At 66.1% G+C, this 14,422-nt stretch carries 15 protein-coding genes; 12 read left to right on the top strand and 3 right to left on the bottom strand.

Going from position 1 to position 14,422, the window contains the following annotated elements; all coding sequences use genetic code 11:
* Nucleotides 1-983, top strand: a 983-nt coding sequence (locus WBB14_RS17325) for an alpha/beta fold hydrolase (RefSeq protein WP_424240924.1), incomplete at its 5' end; no start/stop codon positions are given.
* A gap of 23 nt (nt 984-1,006) precedes the next feature.
* Here the strand turns inward: WBB14_RS17325 and WBB14_RS17320 are convergent.
* Nucleotides 1,007-1,543, bottom strand: coding sequence for a hypothetical protein (locus WBB14_RS17320; RefSeq protein ID WP_424240923.1), 537 nt, complete (start codon nt 1,541-1,543; stop codon nt 1,007-1,009).
* A 328-nt stretch (nt 1,544-1,871) separates the two neighbouring features.
* Here WBB14_RS17320 and WBB14_RS17315 point away from each other — a divergent pair, with 328 nt between their 5' ends.
* Nucleotides 1,872-2,075: a cold-shock protein gene (locus WBB14_RS17315; RefSeq protein ID WP_006217928.1), complete on the top strand. Its 204-nt coding sequence runs from the start codon at nt 1,872-1,874 to the stop codon at nt 2,073-2,075.
* A gap of 40 nt (nt 2,076-2,115) precedes the next feature.
* On the top strand, nt 2,116-2,373 hold the full coding sequence (locus WBB14_RS17310) for a hypothetical protein (protein ID WP_332015171.1): 258 nt from the start codon (nt 2,116-2,118) through the stop codon (nt 2,371-2,373).
* Nucleotides 2,374-2,389: 16 nt separating this feature from the next.
* On the opposite strand, the gene norR is transcribed toward WBB14_RS17310, so the two are convergent.
* Nucleotides 2,390-3,913, bottom strand: coding sequence for a nitric oxide reductase transcriptional regulator NorR (norR, locus tag WBB14_RS17305; RefSeq protein ID WP_424240922.1), 1,524 nt, complete (start codon nt 3,911-3,913; stop codon nt 2,390-2,392).
* Nucleotides 3,914-4,065: 152 nt separating this feature from the next.
* On the opposite strand from norR, the gene ytfE reads away from it, so the two are divergent.
* The 9 genes from ytfE to WBB14_RS17260 all read left to right on the top strand — a co-directional run bounded on the left by ytfE (nt 4,066) and on the right by WBB14_RS17260 (nt 13,291).
* Complete coding sequence (gene ytfE / locus WBB14_RS17300; protein WP_424240921.1) at nt 4,066-4,746, top strand: iron-sulfur cluster repair protein YtfE; 681 nt, start codon at nt 4,066-4,068, stop codon at nt 4,744-4,746.
* Between the two features lie 76 nt (nt 4,747-4,822).
* Nucleotides 4,823-5,233 (top strand): hemerythrin domain-containing protein, encoded by a 411-nt coding sequence (locus tag WBB14_RS17295; RefSeq protein WP_332015174.1) that lies wholly within the window; start codon nt 4,823-4,825, stop codon nt 5,231-5,233.
* 112 nt (nt 5,234-5,345) lie between these two features.
* Nucleotides 5,346-6,263 carry a DUF808 domain-containing protein gene (locus WBB14_RS17290; protein ID WP_424240920.1) on the top strand — a complete coding sequence of 306 codons (918 nt, stop codon included), beginning with the start codon at nt 5,346-5,348 and terminating at the stop codon, nt 6,261-6,263.
* Between the two features lie 223 nt (nt 6,264-6,486).
* Nucleotides 6,487-7,356, top strand: a complete 870-nt coding sequence (locus tag WBB14_RS17285; RefSeq protein WP_424240919.1) for an alpha/beta hydrolase — start codon at nt 6,487-6,489, stop codon at nt 7,354-7,356.
* Nucleotides 7,357-7,417: 61 nt separating this feature from the next.
* Nucleotides 7,418-8,362: an ABC transporter permease gene (locus WBB14_RS17280; RefSeq protein ID WP_424240918.1), complete on the top strand. Its 945-nt coding sequence runs from the start codon at nt 7,418-7,420 to the stop codon at nt 8,360-8,362.
* Nucleotides 8,359-9,180: an ABC transporter permease gene (locus tag WBB14_RS17275; protein WP_424240917.1), complete on the top strand. Its 822-nt coding sequence runs from the start codon at nt 8,359-8,361 to the stop codon at nt 9,178-9,180. The genes WBB14_RS17280 and WBB14_RS17275 overlap by 4 nt, the downstream gene beginning before the upstream one ends.
* Entirely contained in the window at nt 9,177-10,832 is a 1,656-nt protein-coding gene (locus WBB14_RS17270) for an ABC transporter ATP-binding protein (RefSeq protein ID WP_424240916.1), read from the top strand. The genes WBB14_RS17275 and WBB14_RS17270 overlap by 4 nt, the downstream gene beginning before the upstream one ends.
* Nucleotides 10,833-10,923: 91 nt before the next feature.
* A complete protein-coding gene (locus WBB14_RS17265) occupies nt 10,924-11,544 on the top strand; it encodes a GntR family transcriptional regulator (protein ID WP_424240915.1) in 621 nt (206 codons plus the stop codon).
* 187 nt (nt 11,545-11,731) lie between these two features.
* Nucleotides 11,732-13,291: an ABC transporter substrate-binding protein gene (locus WBB14_RS17260; protein ID WP_424240914.1), complete on the top strand. Its 1,560-nt coding sequence runs from the start codon at nt 11,732-11,734 to the stop codon at nt 13,289-13,291.
* A gap of 102 nt (nt 13,292-13,393) precedes the next feature.
* Here WBB14_RS17260 and WBB14_RS17255 read toward each other — a convergent pair whose 3' ends face one another.
* Nucleotides 13,394-14,389 (bottom strand): Bug family tripartite tricarboxylate transporter substrate binding protein, encoded by a 996-nt coding sequence (locus WBB14_RS17255; protein ID WP_424240913.1) that lies wholly within the window; start codon nt 14,387-14,389, stop codon nt 13,394-13,396.
* Between the last annotated feature and the right edge of the window lie 33 nt (nt 14,390-14,422).

The following is a 14,422-nucleotide window of genomic DNA, read 5'->3' as shown; positions in this document are numbered from 1 at the left end:
CGGCAGAGGCCTTGCCGTCAGGCGCGCGCAAGTTCGCCACCCCCGCCGCCCGCCGCGTTGCGGCCGAGCGCGGCATCGCGCTGGACCTGGTGCAAGGCTCGGGCCCGAACGGCCGCGTGACCGTGGCGGACATCGGGCAGGCGGGCATGGCCGGGCAGGACCGCATGCAGGCCAGGGGTACGCCGGGAGACAAGCGCGAGGCCTGGGCTTCGACACGCCACGGCGACGTTCGGTTTACCTTGTGGGAAGGAAGCCGTGCCGACAGCCAGACCGCCGTGCTCATCCACGGCATGTTCGGCGACCGCGACGCCTGGGCCAGCCTGGCGCACGCGCTCAGCCGCGCCGGACTGCGCGTGCTGGCCATGGACCTGCCTTGCCACGGCGCCACGCGCTCGCAGGCGACGCACTTCGAGCATGTGGTGGACGCGGTGGCCGATACGGTAACTGCCCAATGCAACGGTCCCGTGACGCTGATCGGCCATTCCTTTGGCGCCGCCGTGGCAGCCCGGGCTGCGTCCCGGCCCGGCATGGCCGTGGACGGCCTGATCCTGATCGCGCCAGTCGGACTGGGCACGGAGATCGATCAGAGCTTTCTCACGGGCATGACGCATGCCGGCACCAACGAGGCCGCCCAGCGCGAACTGCAGAAGCTCACCGTGTCGGGCATGACGCCTTCGGGCAACTTCATCGACGTCTTGCGGCAAAGCACCCAGGCGCGCCGCGAACCGCTGATCGAGCTGTGCAGGGAAGTGGGCTGGAACGGGGTGCAGCAACTGAGCATCGTCGCGGACCTGGCCAATCTTGCCTGCCGCTGCACGCTAATCCACGGCAGGCGCGACGCCGTCATTCCGTGGCGCCACGCCCTGAACGCGCCGCCGAGGACGGCGCTGCATCTGCTGCCGGACGCGGGCCACATGCCGCAATGGGAGGCCGGCAAACTGGTGGCGGATATTGTGCTGGATGCTGTAGCGGCGCTGCGCTGAGCCGCCGCGCCGGTGTCACCGACCTAGCGCGCGAACTTCAGCGACACATCGACATGCGTGCCGCGGTCCAGATCGGCTCCGGGCGGGAATGTGGATTCCGGCAGGCTCAGCAGTTCCTGCCCTGTATCCCCGGCCTCTATGCGCCGGGCGATTTCATCCAGCAGCAGCGTGCGCGTGGCAAAGCCGTGGCCTTGCAGGTTCCTGGCATACAGCCGGTAGGTCAGGTTGGGTTCGGACCCTTTCATCACTCCCAGATCGAGTACCGCGCCCTGTTCGTTGCGCAGGAGCAAGCGTCCCGGCCGGGCGTAAATGCGGTAGATGCGCCAAGGAGATGAGATGGCAGCGCGCGAGGGCGGGAAATCCGTCTGCGCATTGCTTCTGCGCGCGTCATGGGTTGGCGTCGAACCGTGGGGAAAAAATCTGACGCAGGCATTGGCCAGGCGCGCGAAGGATTTTTTGACGGCGCTCACGCGACGCATTCTGATCGTTTTTCCATAGCCGTACTCCAATATGGCGATACGGCGAGGCAACGCGCGTTCAAAGCACCATGCGCGCAGCATACGCGCTTAATCTGGAAGGCGTGGAGAAAAGGCACAGACGTTACGTAATCGGGATGCTGGTTACGTGTCGGCGGAAAATAGGCGAAAAACAGGGCATTAATGCTGCCGAAATACCCGGATTATCGGTAGAGGTGTTATCGGGGTGGTAATTGGAAACGCGCATTGACTTTCGCCGACCCTGCACCCATAGTGGGATTGAAGCTTTTCGAGCATCGAGATTTCCGTCCGGTCTTGCTCCCTTTGCGGGGCGCTTCATTGTTCGCGGTCCTTTCCTTGACAGGCTCATCCACCGTCGCGGGCGCTGTCCCGCATTTAAAAGGAAGGACTCATGGAAACCGGCATAGTCAAATGGTTCAACGACGCCAAGGGCTTTGGCTTCATCATGCCCGAAAACGGCGGCAAGGATCTGTTCGCGCATTTCTCCGAAATCGTCAGCGACGGCCACAAGGTGCTGGTCGAAAATCAGCGCGTCAGTTATGTGACCGCGCAGGGCGCCAAAGGGCCGCACGCCACGCAGATCCGCGCTTTATGAGTAAAGGGCCGCAAGGCCCTTTTATCAAGTAGGGGGTTTCATGTTTCACAACAATATGGTCTACAAGGGCTATCGGCTAACAGCCAGTGTGTCGCGGATTTCAGTCGGCGGCTCTGGACGGCCTGCGTTTACCGCCACGGTGGCAGTGGAGCTCGCGGGCAATCAGGACAAAACGGGCGAATCCCACGCCGTGCCTTTGTTTGCGTCGGGCGGATTCGTTTCCAGTCCGGGCATGGCGGTCGACGCCGCGATCAATCATGGCCGCGTTGTCGTCGACGCGCACGCCAGGCCTGCGTGAACCGCCGGCCGTGGCCTCAGGCCTTCAGGCCGATGCGCCGCGCCAGCTTGTGCAGATTGCTGGCATCCACGCCCAGCACGCGCGCGGCGTGGGCCCAATTACCTTGATTCGCCTCCAGCGCCCGACGGATGGCCTGCCGCTGGCAGGCATCCACAGCCTCGCGTAGCGTCTGGTCCGGACCGGCAAGGGCGTCGGCATCGTCCTGCGGCGCCGCCACGGGCATGTCGCCATCGGACAGGTCCAGCAGTTTGGCGCCCAGCGTCACGATCTCGTTGCGCGTGGCGCCATGGCTGACGGCCTTGATGGCAGCGCGGCTGATGACGTGCTCCAGTTCGCGCACATTACCGGGCCAGCGGTAGCGCCGCAGCATGTCCTCGGCTTCGGGCGACAGCCTCAGGCTGCGCAGCCCCAGGCGCGCGCGGTTCAGTTCCAGATAGCGGCCGGCCAGCAGTAGCACGTCATTGCCACGGTCGCGCAGCGGCGGGATCGGGATGGGATAGACGGACAAGCGGTGGTAGAGGTCGGCGCGGAAATCGCCTGCGCGCACCAGGTCGCGCAAACTGCGGTTGGTGGCGGCCAGGATGCGCACGTCCACGCGGCGCGGGCGGTCGTCGCCCAGACGCTGGATTTCGCCGTTCTGCAGGGTGCGCAGCAGCTTGGCCTGCACCAGCAGCGGCAGTTCGCCCACTTCGTCCAGGAACAGCGTGCCGCCATTGGCGGCCTCGAAGCGGCCCGGCCGGTCCGCAACCGCGCCTGAGAATGCGCCCTTGGCGTGGCCGAACAATTCGCTTTCGGCCAGCGATTCGGGCAGGGCGGCGCAGTTCACGTGCACCAGCGGCTTGTCGCGGCGGCGTGACAGGCGGTGCACGCGATGCGCGAACAATTCCTTGCCCACGCCGGTTTCTCCCAGCAGCAGGATCGGCAGCTCCGAGTCCGCCACCACCTGGATTTCGTGCAGCAGGCGGCCGATGGCTTCGCTTTGCCCCAGGATCTCGTTGTTGTCGGCGACGGCGCTGTCGGCCGGTTCGGCGCCGCGCGCCACGCGCAGCGCCCGGATTTCGGCTTCCAGCCGCGTGGTGCGCAAGGCGGCTTCCAGCAGCACGATGTAGTCACGCAGGTCGGACTGGGCCTCGGCGTCGAAGGTGCCGACTTCCAGCGCGTCCAACGTCAACACGCCCCAGGGCCGGCCCTCGATATGCAGGCTGGTGCCCATGCAATCGTGCACCGGCAGCGGTTCGCCCGCCATGCCGTTGATCAGGCCGTCATAGGGATCGGGCAGGGTGCTGTCGTGATGAAAACAGGTGACGCCGCGCCGCGCCAGGATGGCCGCCAGCCGCGGATGCTGCTGCACGGCGAAGCGGCGGCCCAGGGCATCCTGCGTCAGCCCGTCCACCGCGATGGGGCGCAGGTGGTCTTCTTCCAGCTGCAGCAGCGCCACGGCGCCACAGCGGAAATGCGTGCGCAGGCTGGACACCAGCCGCTGCAGTCGGACTGCGGGGGGGAGATCGGCGACCAGATCGGCAAGCAGCAGGTTTTGCATGGGTGAATTTTACCGTTCTGGGGTGGTTTGAACCGTGGCTTTCCTGGGTCATATTCACCCTTTAATTTGCAATTCATTGATAAATAGCAAGTTTTTCCTGGCACGGTTTTCGCATTAACTCCAGTACCCGTCACGAACTATGGAGAGACGCGATGAGCATGGTTGAGCAATCCCTGGGGCAATTGGCCCGCAGCATCCCTGGCGCCACGCAGGTGTTTCATGAGTATCAGCTGGATTTCTGCTGTGGCGGCAAGAAGAGCCTGGCCGAGGCGGCGGCCCAGCGTTCGCTGGACGCGGCGCAGATCGAGGCGCGCCTGATCGAACTGGCGCGCACCCCGTCGCAGGAAACGGATTGGGGCCTGGCTACGCCGGCCGAACTGGTCGACCACATCCTGGCGCGCTATCACGAGGTGCACCGCCAGCAACTGCCCGAGTTGATCCGGCTGGCGCTGAAGGTGGAGCAGGTGCATGCCGACAGCCCCGACTGCCCGACCGGCCTGGCCGATCACCTGCGCGTAATGCAGCAGGAGCTGGAAAGCCATATGCAGAAAGAGGAACAGGTGCTGTTCCCGATGCTGGCTCGCGGCCATGGCGCCATGGCGACCATGCCCATCATGGTCATGCGCACGGAGCACGACGACCATGGCGTGGCGCTGGAACGGCTGCTGGCGCTGACCAACGACATCACGCTGCCGCGCGCCGCATGCAACACCTGGCGGGCGCTGTACCTGGGCCTGCGCACCTTCAAGGAGGATTTGATGGCGCACATCCACCTGGAGAACAACATCCTGTTCGAGAACGCTGCCAATCCCGCGGCGCAGGCGCGCAATTGAACAGGGCTGCGGGCCGGTTCCGCAGCAAACCGCGGGCGGGGCGCCGGCCCCGCCGCTCCCGTACGGAAACCCGGGCATGAACATCGATAAATTCAAGCAACAGCACGTGGACATCCTGCAGGGCATTGCGTCCCTGCGCCGGCTGGCGCATGCCGGCGTGGCCCGCAATGCGGCCGAGATCGCGCGCGGCATCGTGTCCATGAGCGCCACGATCAAGCTGCACCTGGCGGTCGAGGACCGGGCGCTGTATCCGGCGCTGGCGCGCAGCGATGATGCAGATCTGGCGCAGGCGGGCCGCGCGTTCCAGGAGGAAATGGACGCGATCGCGCGCAGCTACGAGGCATTCGCGCGGCGCTGGAACAATGCCGGCAGCCTGGAGCTGGACGAGGCCGGCTTCCGGGCTGACGCCAATACGGTGCTGCGGCGCGTCCATGAACGCATGCAGCGCGAGAACCGCGATCTCTATCCGCGCATCGAGGCGCTGTAGCAGCCATCGGGGGCCGGACAGAAAAGAAGTGAAAACGGCCAGGCCGACAGCGCTTGGCGGGCGGTGGCCGCCTGTACACTCGAAAATCCTTTTGAGGCACAGGGGATTCTCGATGGCCGGAAGCAGCTTCTTCGCACTGTTCGACGATATCGCGACCATATTGGACGACGTCTCCGTCATGACCAAGGTCGCGGCCAAGAAAACGGCCGGCGTGCTGGGCGACGATCTGGCCTTGAACGCGCAGCAGGTCAGTGGCGTGCCGGTCAACCGGGAACTGCCCGTCGTCTGGGCGGTGGCCAAGGGCTCCTTCATCAACAAGCTGATCCTGGTGCCGGCGGCGCTGCTGATCAGCGTGTTCGCGCCCTGGGCGGTGACGCCCTTGCTGATGCTGGGGGGCGCATTCCTTTGCTATGAGGGCGTCGAGAAGCTGGCGCACAAGTTCCTGCCGCACGGCGATTCGGACGAAGGTAATCACGCGGCGCGCACGGAAGCCCTGCAGGACGCGTCGGTGGACATGGTGGCCTTCGAGCGCGACAAGATCAAAGGCGCGGTGCGCACGGACTTCATCCTGTCGGCGGAAATCATCGTCATCAGCATGGAGGCGGTGGCCGACGCGGATTTCACCCGCCAGGTGCTGGTGCTGTCGATCATCGCCATCGCGATGACAGTCGGGGTCTATGGCCTGGTGGCCGGCATCGTCAAGCTGGACGACCTGGGCCTCTACCTCAGCCAGAAGTCGTCGCAGGCCATGGCCTGGCTGGGCCGGCGCATCGTGGCTGCGGCGCCCTATCTGATGAAGACGCTTTCGGTGGTGGGCACCGCCGCCATGTTCATGGTCGGCGGCGCCATCCTGACCCACGGCATCGCGCCCGTGCAGGCCGCGGTCGACCAAGCCGCCGCCGCGGTGGGCGGGGGCGGGGTGGTGCAGGCGCTGACGGCCACGCTGCTCAATGCCTTGTTCGGCATCGTGGCCGGAGCCGTGGTGCTGGGCGTGGTCAGCCTTGCCAAGCGGCTGTTCAAGAAGGGCTGAAGCGGGGAAAGGCTGAAACGCGCAGACGCTGCCCCGCTGAGCGGGCCGCGCCCACGCCACCCAGGGAGCGCCGTGGCGCTCCTTTTTTACGTTCCTAGGGAATCCCCTGCCTTGTTGCGCCGGAATACGTGCGCCTAAAATTGGCGCCAATTTATGTGATCATTATTTCGACCACCGGCATAAACCATGCGTCCGCCCGCGCGGCCATGGAAACGAGGAAATCATGCAGTCCAACGCAGCACCCGCCATCCAGCCCGACGCCGCCCGCGCCCGGGCCATGTACGACCTGGGCCACAGCACGGTCTTCGCCGCGCGCTCCGACCCGCGCTTTTCCTATTGCACCTATGTGCCGCCGCACATCGACAGCGCCAGGCATCCGATGCAGTTGGTGGTGATCATGCACGGCACCGGCCGCGCCTTCGTGGAATACCGCGACGCCTTCGCGGAGTTCGCCCGCTGGAACGACTGCATCGTGCTGTGCCCGCTGTTCCCCGTGAGCCCGCTGGGCGACGGCAACCGCGACGGCTTCAAGCAATTGCGCGAAGGCGACATCCGCTATGACGAGATCCTGCTCGACATGGTGGCGGAAGTGGGCGAGAAGTTCGGCTGCGACTTCAAGAAGTTCGGCTTGTTCGGCTACTCCGGCGGCGGCCAGTTCGTGAATCGCTTCGCCTACCTGCACCCGGAAAGCCTGTGGGCCGTGTCGATCGGCGCGCCGGGTTCGGTGACGCTGCTGGATCCCAGCCAGGATTGGTGGGTGGGCGTGCGCGACGCGGAGGCCCGTTACGGCAAACCCGTCGACATCGAAGCGCTCAAGCAGGTGGCAGTGCACATGATTGTGGGCAAGGCCGACCTGGAAACCTGGGAAATCACCCATCGCGAAGGCGGCAAGTTCTTCATGCCTGGCGCCAACTCCGCGGGCAGCACGCGCCCCGAACGCCTGGAGTCGCTGCGCCGCTCGTTCGAAGCCCAGGGCGTGAACGCGGTGCTGGACGTGGTGGAAAACGTGCCGCACGACGGCTTGAAATGCGTGGGCCAGGTGCAGGACTTCCTGGCCGCCGCCTTGCGCAAGCTGCGACATGAAGGCAACTGAGACCGGCGGACGCGGGGCTTGCGACCATCCGCGAGTCCGCGCCGAGGAATAGGAGAGGGCCATGCTGCGTTTCGCGCTATCCCGTATCGTCATGGCCATACCGACACTGCTGATCGTGGCGGTGGCGGTGTTCGTGATGATCCGGCTCATCCCGGGCGATCCCGCCCAACTGCTGCTGGGCGACCTGGCGACGCCGGCCGCGCTGGCCGACCTGCGCGCGCGGCTGGGCCTGGACCAGACCTGGCTGGCCCAGTTCGGCATCTGGTTCGGCAATATGCTGCACGGGGATCTGGGTTCGTCCATCAACACCGGCCAGCCGGTGTTGCCGCTGGTGTGGGACCGCTTCCTGATCAGCGGCCGCGTGGTGCTGGTGGCGGTGCTGTTCGCCGCGCTGGTGGCGGTGCCGGCCGGCATGATCGCCGCCTGGAAGCAGAACAAGGCGCCCGACCTGTTCCTGGTGGGCACGGCCACGTTGCTGGTGTCCATTCCGACCTTCTGGCTGGGCCTGCTGCTGCTGATCTTCTTTGGCCTCAAGCTGCAATGGCTGCCGGTGGTGGGCTACGTCTCCATCGGCGAGGACTGGAAGGCCGGCCTGCTGTACCTGGCCATGCCCATCCTGACCCTGTTCCTGCATGAGATCGGCGTGCTGATGCGGATGGCGCGGGCCAGCACGCTGGAAGTGCTGCGGCTGGACTACATCACCCATGCGCGCGCCAAGGGCCTGTCGGAATCCGCGGTGCTGATGCGCCATGCGTTTCGCAACGCCTTCGGCCCGACCTGGACGCTGATCGGCCTGGTGCTGGGCAATCTGCTGGGCGGCATTGCGGTGGTGGAGACGGTGTTCACCATACCCGGACTGGGACGCCTGCTGGTGGACTCCATCTTCGCCCGCGACTATCCCGTGATCCAGGGCTGTCTGTTGTTCGTGGGCGTGGTCTACGTGGTTGTGAACCTGTTCATCGACCTTTGCTATCCCCTTTTCGACCCGAGAGTGACCGCCGAATGAAAAAGCGAATCGCAGCCAACGCGCTACTGGGCGGCGCTATCGTCGCGCTGATGCTGGTGGCGGCCGTCATGGGCGCCTTCTGGACGCCGCATGACCCGCTCAAGATCAACTTCGTGGCGCGGCTCAAACCGCCCGGCGGCGAGTTCCTGCTGGGCACGGACGAGTTCGGGCGCGACGAGCTGTCGCGCCTGCTGGCGGGCGCGTCCAGCAGCGTCTGGATCAGCCTGCTGACCGTGACCTTCGCCATTGTCGCGGGCACCCTCATCGGCACGCTCACGGGCTTTGTGCGGGGCTGGACCGACCGCATCATCATGGCCTTCAACAATGCGCTGCTGGCATTCCCGGGGCTGCTGCTGGCGCTGGGCCTGCTGGCGGTGGTGGGCGCCAACAAGTACGGCATCATCCTGGCGCTGGGCCTGGCCTATACGCCTTCGGTGACGCGCATCGTGCGCGGCACGGTGCTGTCGCTGCGCGAGAAGGAGTTCATCGAATCGTCGCGCGTGCTGGGCAATTCCGAGCTCTACACCATGTTCCGCCATGTGCTGCCGAATTGCGTGGCGCCGTTGACGGTGCTGGCGACCTCCATGTTCGGTTGGGTCATCCTGGCGGAAAGCGCGCTGTCCTTCCTGGGCCTGGGCGTGCCGCCTCCCGCGCCCACCTGGGGCAATATGCTGGCCGCCGCCCGGCCGTTCATGGCGCAGGCTTCCTATCTTTCCATTCTTCCCGGCCTGGCCATCGCGCTCGCGCTGCTGGGGATCAATCTGCTGGGCGACGCGGTGCGAGACCGTTTCGATCCCCGCATGAGGGGCGTGCAATGAGCGCACTGGTATCGGTATCGAATCTGTCGCTGACCGTCGGCCACGGCGGCCGCGAAATCGTCAGCGGGGTGTCCTTCGAGGTGGCTCCCGGCGAGATGGTCGGCATCGTCGGCGAATCCGGCAGCGGCAAGACGCAGGCCGCGCGCGCCATCATGGGCCTGACGCCATCGCCGCTGGTGGTGGCGGGCGGCTCCATCAAGTTCGAAGGCGTGGAAGTGACCCAGGCCTCGCCGGCCGCGCTGCGCAAGCTGCGCGGCGCGCGCATCGGCATGGTGTTCCAGGAGCCGATGACTTCGCTGAATCCGTCCATGCCCATCGGCCGGCAACTGGAGGAAGGCCTGAGGCTGCACCGCAAGGACCTGTCCACTGCGGCGCGGCGCGAACGCATCCTGGAAATGCTGCGCCGGGTCGGCATCCGCGATCCGAAGGGCGCGATGGAAGCCTGGCCGCACGAGTTCTCCGGCGGCATGCGCCAGCGCATGATGCTGGCTTCCGTCATGTTGCTGGAGCCGGCGCTGCTGATCGCCGACGAGCCCACCACGGCGTTGGACGCGGTAGTGCAGCGCGACGTGCTGGAACTGATGGTGGATCTGACGCGCGAACACCATACCGCGGTGCTGATGATCAGCCACGACCTGCCGATGGTGGCGCGCTACACCGAACGCATGGTGGTGATGCAGCACGGCAAGGTGCTGGAGACCGGCGCCACGGCCGCCATCCTGGAGCGGCCCCAGCATCCCTACACGCGCAAGCTGCTGGACGCCATGCCGCGCCGGCTGCCGGCGCGGCAACTGGGCAAGGAAGCGCCCATCGTCGAGGTCAGGAACCTGGTGGTGGACTACGCCGGGCATCAACGGTTGTTCTCGCGCACCGGCGCCAAGCGTGCGCTCAACGGCATCGACCTGCACGTCAAGCCGCGCGAAGTGGTGGCGGTGGTGGGCGGCTCGGGTTCGGGCAAGACCACGCTGGGCCGGGCCATCGCCGGCCTGCTGGCGCCCACCTCCGGCCAGATCCTGTTCCGCGGCCAGCCCGTGAATCGCCGCGCCGCCTCCTGGCGCGACTACCGGCTGAACTGCCAGATGGTGTTCCAGGATCCATATTCCTCGCTGGACCCGCGCATGACCATCGGCCAGCTGGTGGGCGAAGGCCTGCGCATGCTGGGCGACATGCCCGCGGCCGACAAGCGCCGCCGGGTGGACGAGGTGCTGGCCGAAGTGGGGCTGGGTTCCGAATACGCCAAGCGCTTTCCCCACGAGATGTCGGGCGGGCAGCGCCAGCGCGTGGCGATCGCCCGCGCCATCGTGCGCCGTCCGGCCTTCGTCATTGCCGACGAACCGGTGTCGGCGCTGGACGTGACCGTGCGCGCGCAGGTGCTGGACCTGTTCGCCGACCTGCAGGAGCGCCACGGCTTTTCCTGCCTGTTCATCAGCCATGACCTGGGCGTGGTGGAGCAGGTGGCCGACCGCGTGGTGGTGATGCGCGACGGCGGCATCGTCGAGCAGGGCTCGCGCGACGCCGTGTTCGACCAGCCGCAGGAGGAATACACCCGTAGCCTGCTGTCGGCGATTCCGGCGCTGGAATCCACCGAAACCGGCGGCGTCCGGCTGCGTTGGCGGCTGGACCAGCAGCAGCCGTTGCGCGCCAGCGCCTGAGGGGCGGGTATCCCAGGGGGGCGCCGGCGCCGTCCCCCGGGATACTTACGCATAAAATACGCGCTTCGGATTTGATAGACGGGAGTGGTCCATGCCGAAAGCGGCAACGGCGCAGCCCGGCCTGGTTGATCGCATCGCCCACGATATTCAGGCGGGTGTGTACGGTCCCGGCGCCTGGCTGAAACAGATCGACCTGCAGGAACGCTACGACGCCAAGCGTCTGGACGTGCGGCGGGCGCTAGACCAATTGGCCGCCAAGCGGCTGATCGCGCACATCCCGAACCGGGGCTACCACGTCTACGCCATGGACCCGGACCAGCACCTGCAGATCCGCGATATCCGGGTTCTGCTGGAAACGGGCGCGGCGGCGGACCTGATGCCCAATGTCACGGCGGCCAAGGTGCGGGCCTTGCGCGCCCAGGCCGAACGCTTCGCCAAGCTGCTGCAGGACGGCACGCTGCTGGAGCAGTACGAGGTCAACCTGGCTTTTCATGCGGGCATGTATGACATGTGCCGCAACCGGGAATTGGCCGCGCTGATCCAGGAAACCCGGGCCCGCGGCCCGGCGGCGCCGGCCAAGGAATGGGTGACGCGCTCGCGCATCGAAATTTCCGCGCGCGAGCATTTCGACATGGTGGACGCGCTGGAAGCGCGCGACGTCAAGCGCCTGCAGAAAATTATTGCGCAGCACGTGGGGCAGGACATCTCCTGACGCGCCTGCGGGCGAGCAGCGCTGCAGGCATGCGGCGGCCTTCCGACGGAGGGCCGCCGTTTTTCATTGCGGCGGCGCTTTCAGGGATACCCCCGATAGCGGCGTGGCGCATTCCGCCCATAATGAGCAGCTAATTTTGGCGCCAATATATGCGTGAATTTTGCGCCGCACGCCGGGGAGTCTTTGCATGCACCACGTTTTCGTACCCAGAGCGCTCGCGCTCAGCCTGGCGCTGGCCGCCGCCGGTTCGGCCCAGGCCGCGCTGCTCACCATCGCCCAGCCCGCCGACATCCGCTCGACCAACCCCGGCGTCAACCGCGACAACACCACCGACGGCGTGGTGCTCAACATCGTCGAGGGCCTGGTCGGCTACCGCGAGAACGGCACCGTCGGCCCCTTGCTGGCCAAGTCGGTGGACCTGTCGGAAGACGGCCTGACCTATACCTTCAAGCTGCGCGAAGGCGTCAAGTTCCACAACGGCGCCACGCTGACTTCGGCCGACGTGATCTGGAACTGGCAGCGCTACATGGATCCCAAGACGGATTGGCGCTGCCGCAGCGACTTCGACGGCCGCAACGGCCTGAAGGTGACGGACGTATCCGCACCGGACGCGCAGACCGTGCTGATGAAGGTGGACCGCAAGTCGGCCGTGTTCCTGGATTCGCTGGCCCGCACCGACTGTGGCATGACGGCGATCATCTCCAAGGATTCGGTGGTGGCCGACGGCTCTTGGATCAAGCCGGTGGGTACCGGCCCCTACATGTTCAAGGACTGGAAGCGCGGCGAATACACCTTGCTGTCCGCCTTCAAGGATTACGCTTCGCCGGGCGGCGACAAGCCGGACGGTTACGTCGGCTCCAAGCGTCCGCTGGTGGATGAGGTGAAGTTTCTGGTCGTTCCCGATCCTTCGACGTCGAAGGCCGGCCTGCTGTCTGGCGCCATCGACGCCGCACAGATCACCAACACCGACGTGGGCGAACTGAAAAGCGCGAAGAACCTGACGGTGTTCAGCCCGCATGACGCCGTCAAGCACGTGCTGTTGTTCCAGACCGAGGATCCGGTGCTGAAGAACGTCAAGATCCGCCAGGCCATCGCCGCGTCGCTGGACATACCGCAGGTCGTGGCCGCAGCTTCGGAGGGCCTGGGCCAGCTGAACAACTCCGCCGTCTACGCGGGTTCCGCCTATTACAAGGACGCGGAAAAGCGCGGCTACAAATACGATCCGGCTCGCGCCCAGCAATTGCTGAAGGAAGCCGGCTACAAGGGCGAACCCGTGGTCATCTACGCCAACAAGCGGGCCCACGTGCCCAGCTACCAGGTGGCGGTGATCGCGCAGGCCATGATGCAGGCCGTGGGCATCAACGCCAAGATCGAGGTGCTGGAATGGGCCACGCAGCTGGACCGCTACAACACCGGCAAATACCAGATCAGCTCGTTCTCGTTCTCGTCGCGGCTGGACCCGTCGCTGAGCTTCGAGCAGTTCTCGGGCGACAAGGCCAAGCAGCCGCGCAAGGTCTGGGACGACCCCGTGGCGCAGAAGCTGATCGACGAGAGCTTCCTGGAATCCGATCCGGCTAAGCGCCAGGCCCTGTTCGACCAGCTGCACGCCCTGATGCTGGAACAGACGCCGATGCTGATGCTGTACAACGGCGCCGACGCCTGGGCTTCCAGCAAGCGCGTGGAGGGATTCTCGGTTTGGGAAGGCAAGCCGCGGGCCTGGGAGACCAAGGTCCGGGACGGCAAGTAAGCTATTGCCCGCAAGCGGGACGCGATTGCGGCCCTGAGTGTGAACTCAGGGCCGGTGTCATGCGGACGGCTTGTGCGGGGTTCGATTCCGCAGGGATAGCCCTCAGTCGAGCTTGACGCCCGCCTGCTTGATTACAGCGGCCCAATCCCGGACTTCGGAGCCCAGGAACGCGCTCAGCTCGGCCTGCGTTGACGGCGCCAGGATCAGGCCTTCGTCGGCAAAGCGCTTGCGCAGCTCGGCGTTGGTCAGCACTTTTTCCAGCGCGGGCTGCAGGCGCTGCACCACTTCCGCGGGCACGCCCGCCGGCGCCATCAGGCTGTACCAGGTGGTGGCTTCCAGCCCCTTCACGCCCTGCGATGCGGCGGTCGTCACTTCAGGCAGGGCAGGCGACTTTTCCTTGCCTGTCACCGCCGCGGCGCCGACCCGGCCGCCCTTGTATTGCGGCAGCATTTCCACCACTTGCGTCACGCCCATGCTCAGTTCGCCCGAGGCCACCGCCAGCAGCACCGGCGAGCTGCCCTTGTAGGGCACGTGCACCAGCTTGCCGCCGGTCGCCAGGTTCAGCACTTCGCCCGTCAGATGGGTGATGCTGCCCGCGCCGGAAGAGCCGAAGGTCAGCTTGCCCGGATCCTTGTTCGCCAGCGCGATCAGTTCCGGCAGGTTCTTCGCCTGCAGGCCCGGATTGACCGCGAACACCAGCGGGCTCTTGCCCACCAGCGTGATCGGCGTGAAGTCCTTCACAGGGTCGTAGTTCAGGTTCGGATACAGGCTCGGCGCGATCGCCAGCGTCGACACATTGCCCAGCAGCAGCGTGTAGCCGTCCGGCTCCGCGCGCGCCACCGCATTGGTGCCGATGGTGCCGCCGGCGCCGGCGCGGTTTTCCACGATGACCTGCTTGCCCAGCGTGTCGTTCAGTTGTTGCGACAGCGCGCGCGCCAACGTGTCAGCCGCGCCACCGGGCGGGAAGGGCACGACGATGCGTATCGGCTTGCTGGGGTAGGCCTCGGCCTGCGCGGCCGGGCTCAGGCCCAGCGCCAGCAACCCGGCCAGGGCCGTGGCCAGCAGGCCGCGGCGATTGATTTTCTGGTACTTCGACATGCTGCTCTCCTGATGAGAAAACGGGGGCGATGC

Origin of the sequence: Achromobacter sp., assembly GCF_049647645.1 — a bacterium.
Lineage (GTDB): Bacteria > Pseudomonadota > Gammaproteobacteria > Burkholderiales > Burkholderiaceae_B > Achromobacter.
This window is presented reverse-complemented; position numbering and strand designations above follow the sequence as displayed.

Excerpts from the sequence above, each read along its gene's own strand:
- WBB14_RS17320 (WP_424240923.1), bottom strand. The coding sequence starts at position 1,543 with ATGCTGCGCGCATGGTGCTTTGAACGCGCGTTGCCTCGCCGTATCGCC.
- WBB14_RS17315 (WP_006217928.1), top strand. The coding sequence starts at position 1,872 with ATGGAAACCGGCATAGTCAAATGGTTCAACGACGCCAAGGGCTTTGGC.
- WBB14_RS17310 (WP_332015171.1), top strand. The coding sequence starts at position 2,116 with ATGTTTCACAACAATATGGTCTACAAGGGCTATCGGCTAACAGCCAGT.
- norR (WP_424240922.1), bottom strand. The coding sequence starts at position 3,913 with ATGCAAAACCTGCTGCTTGCCGATCTGGTCGCCGATCTCCCCCCCGCA.
- ytfE (WP_424240921.1), top strand. The coding sequence starts at position 4,066 with ATGAGCATGGTTGAGCAATCCCTGGGGCAATTGGCCCGCAGCATCCCT.
- WBB14_RS17295 (WP_332015174.1), top strand. The coding sequence starts at position 4,823 with ATGAACATCGATAAATTCAAGCAACAGCACGTGGACATCCTGCAGGGC.
- WBB14_RS17290 (WP_424240920.1), top strand. The coding sequence starts at position 5,346 with ATGGCCGGAAGCAGCTTCTTCGCACTGTTCGACGATATCGCGACCATA.
- WBB14_RS17285 (WP_424240919.1), top strand. The coding sequence starts at position 6,487 with ATGCAGTCCAACGCAGCACCCGCCATCCAGCCCGACGCCGCCCGCGCC.
- WBB14_RS17280 (WP_424240918.1), top strand. The coding sequence starts at position 7,418 with ATGCTGCGTTTCGCGCTATCCCGTATCGTCATGGCCATACCGACACTG.
- WBB14_RS17275 (WP_424240917.1), top strand. The coding sequence starts at position 8,359 with ATGAAAAAGCGAATCGCAGCCAACGCGCTACTGGGCGGCGCTATCGTC.
- WBB14_RS17270 (WP_424240916.1), top strand. The coding sequence starts at position 9,177 with ATGAGCGCACTGGTATCGGTATCGAATCTGTCGCTGACCGTCGGCCAC.
- WBB14_RS17265 (WP_424240915.1), top strand. The coding sequence starts at position 10,924 with ATGCCGAAAGCGGCAACGGCGCAGCCCGGCCTGGTTGATCGCATCGCC.
- WBB14_RS17260 (WP_424240914.1), top strand. The coding sequence starts at position 11,732 with ATGCACCACGTTTTCGTACCCAGAGCGCTCGCGCTCAGCCTGGCGCTG.
- WBB14_RS17255 (WP_424240913.1), bottom strand. The coding sequence starts at position 14,389 with ATGTCGAAGTACCAGAAAATCAATCGCCGCGGCCTGCTGGCCACGGCC.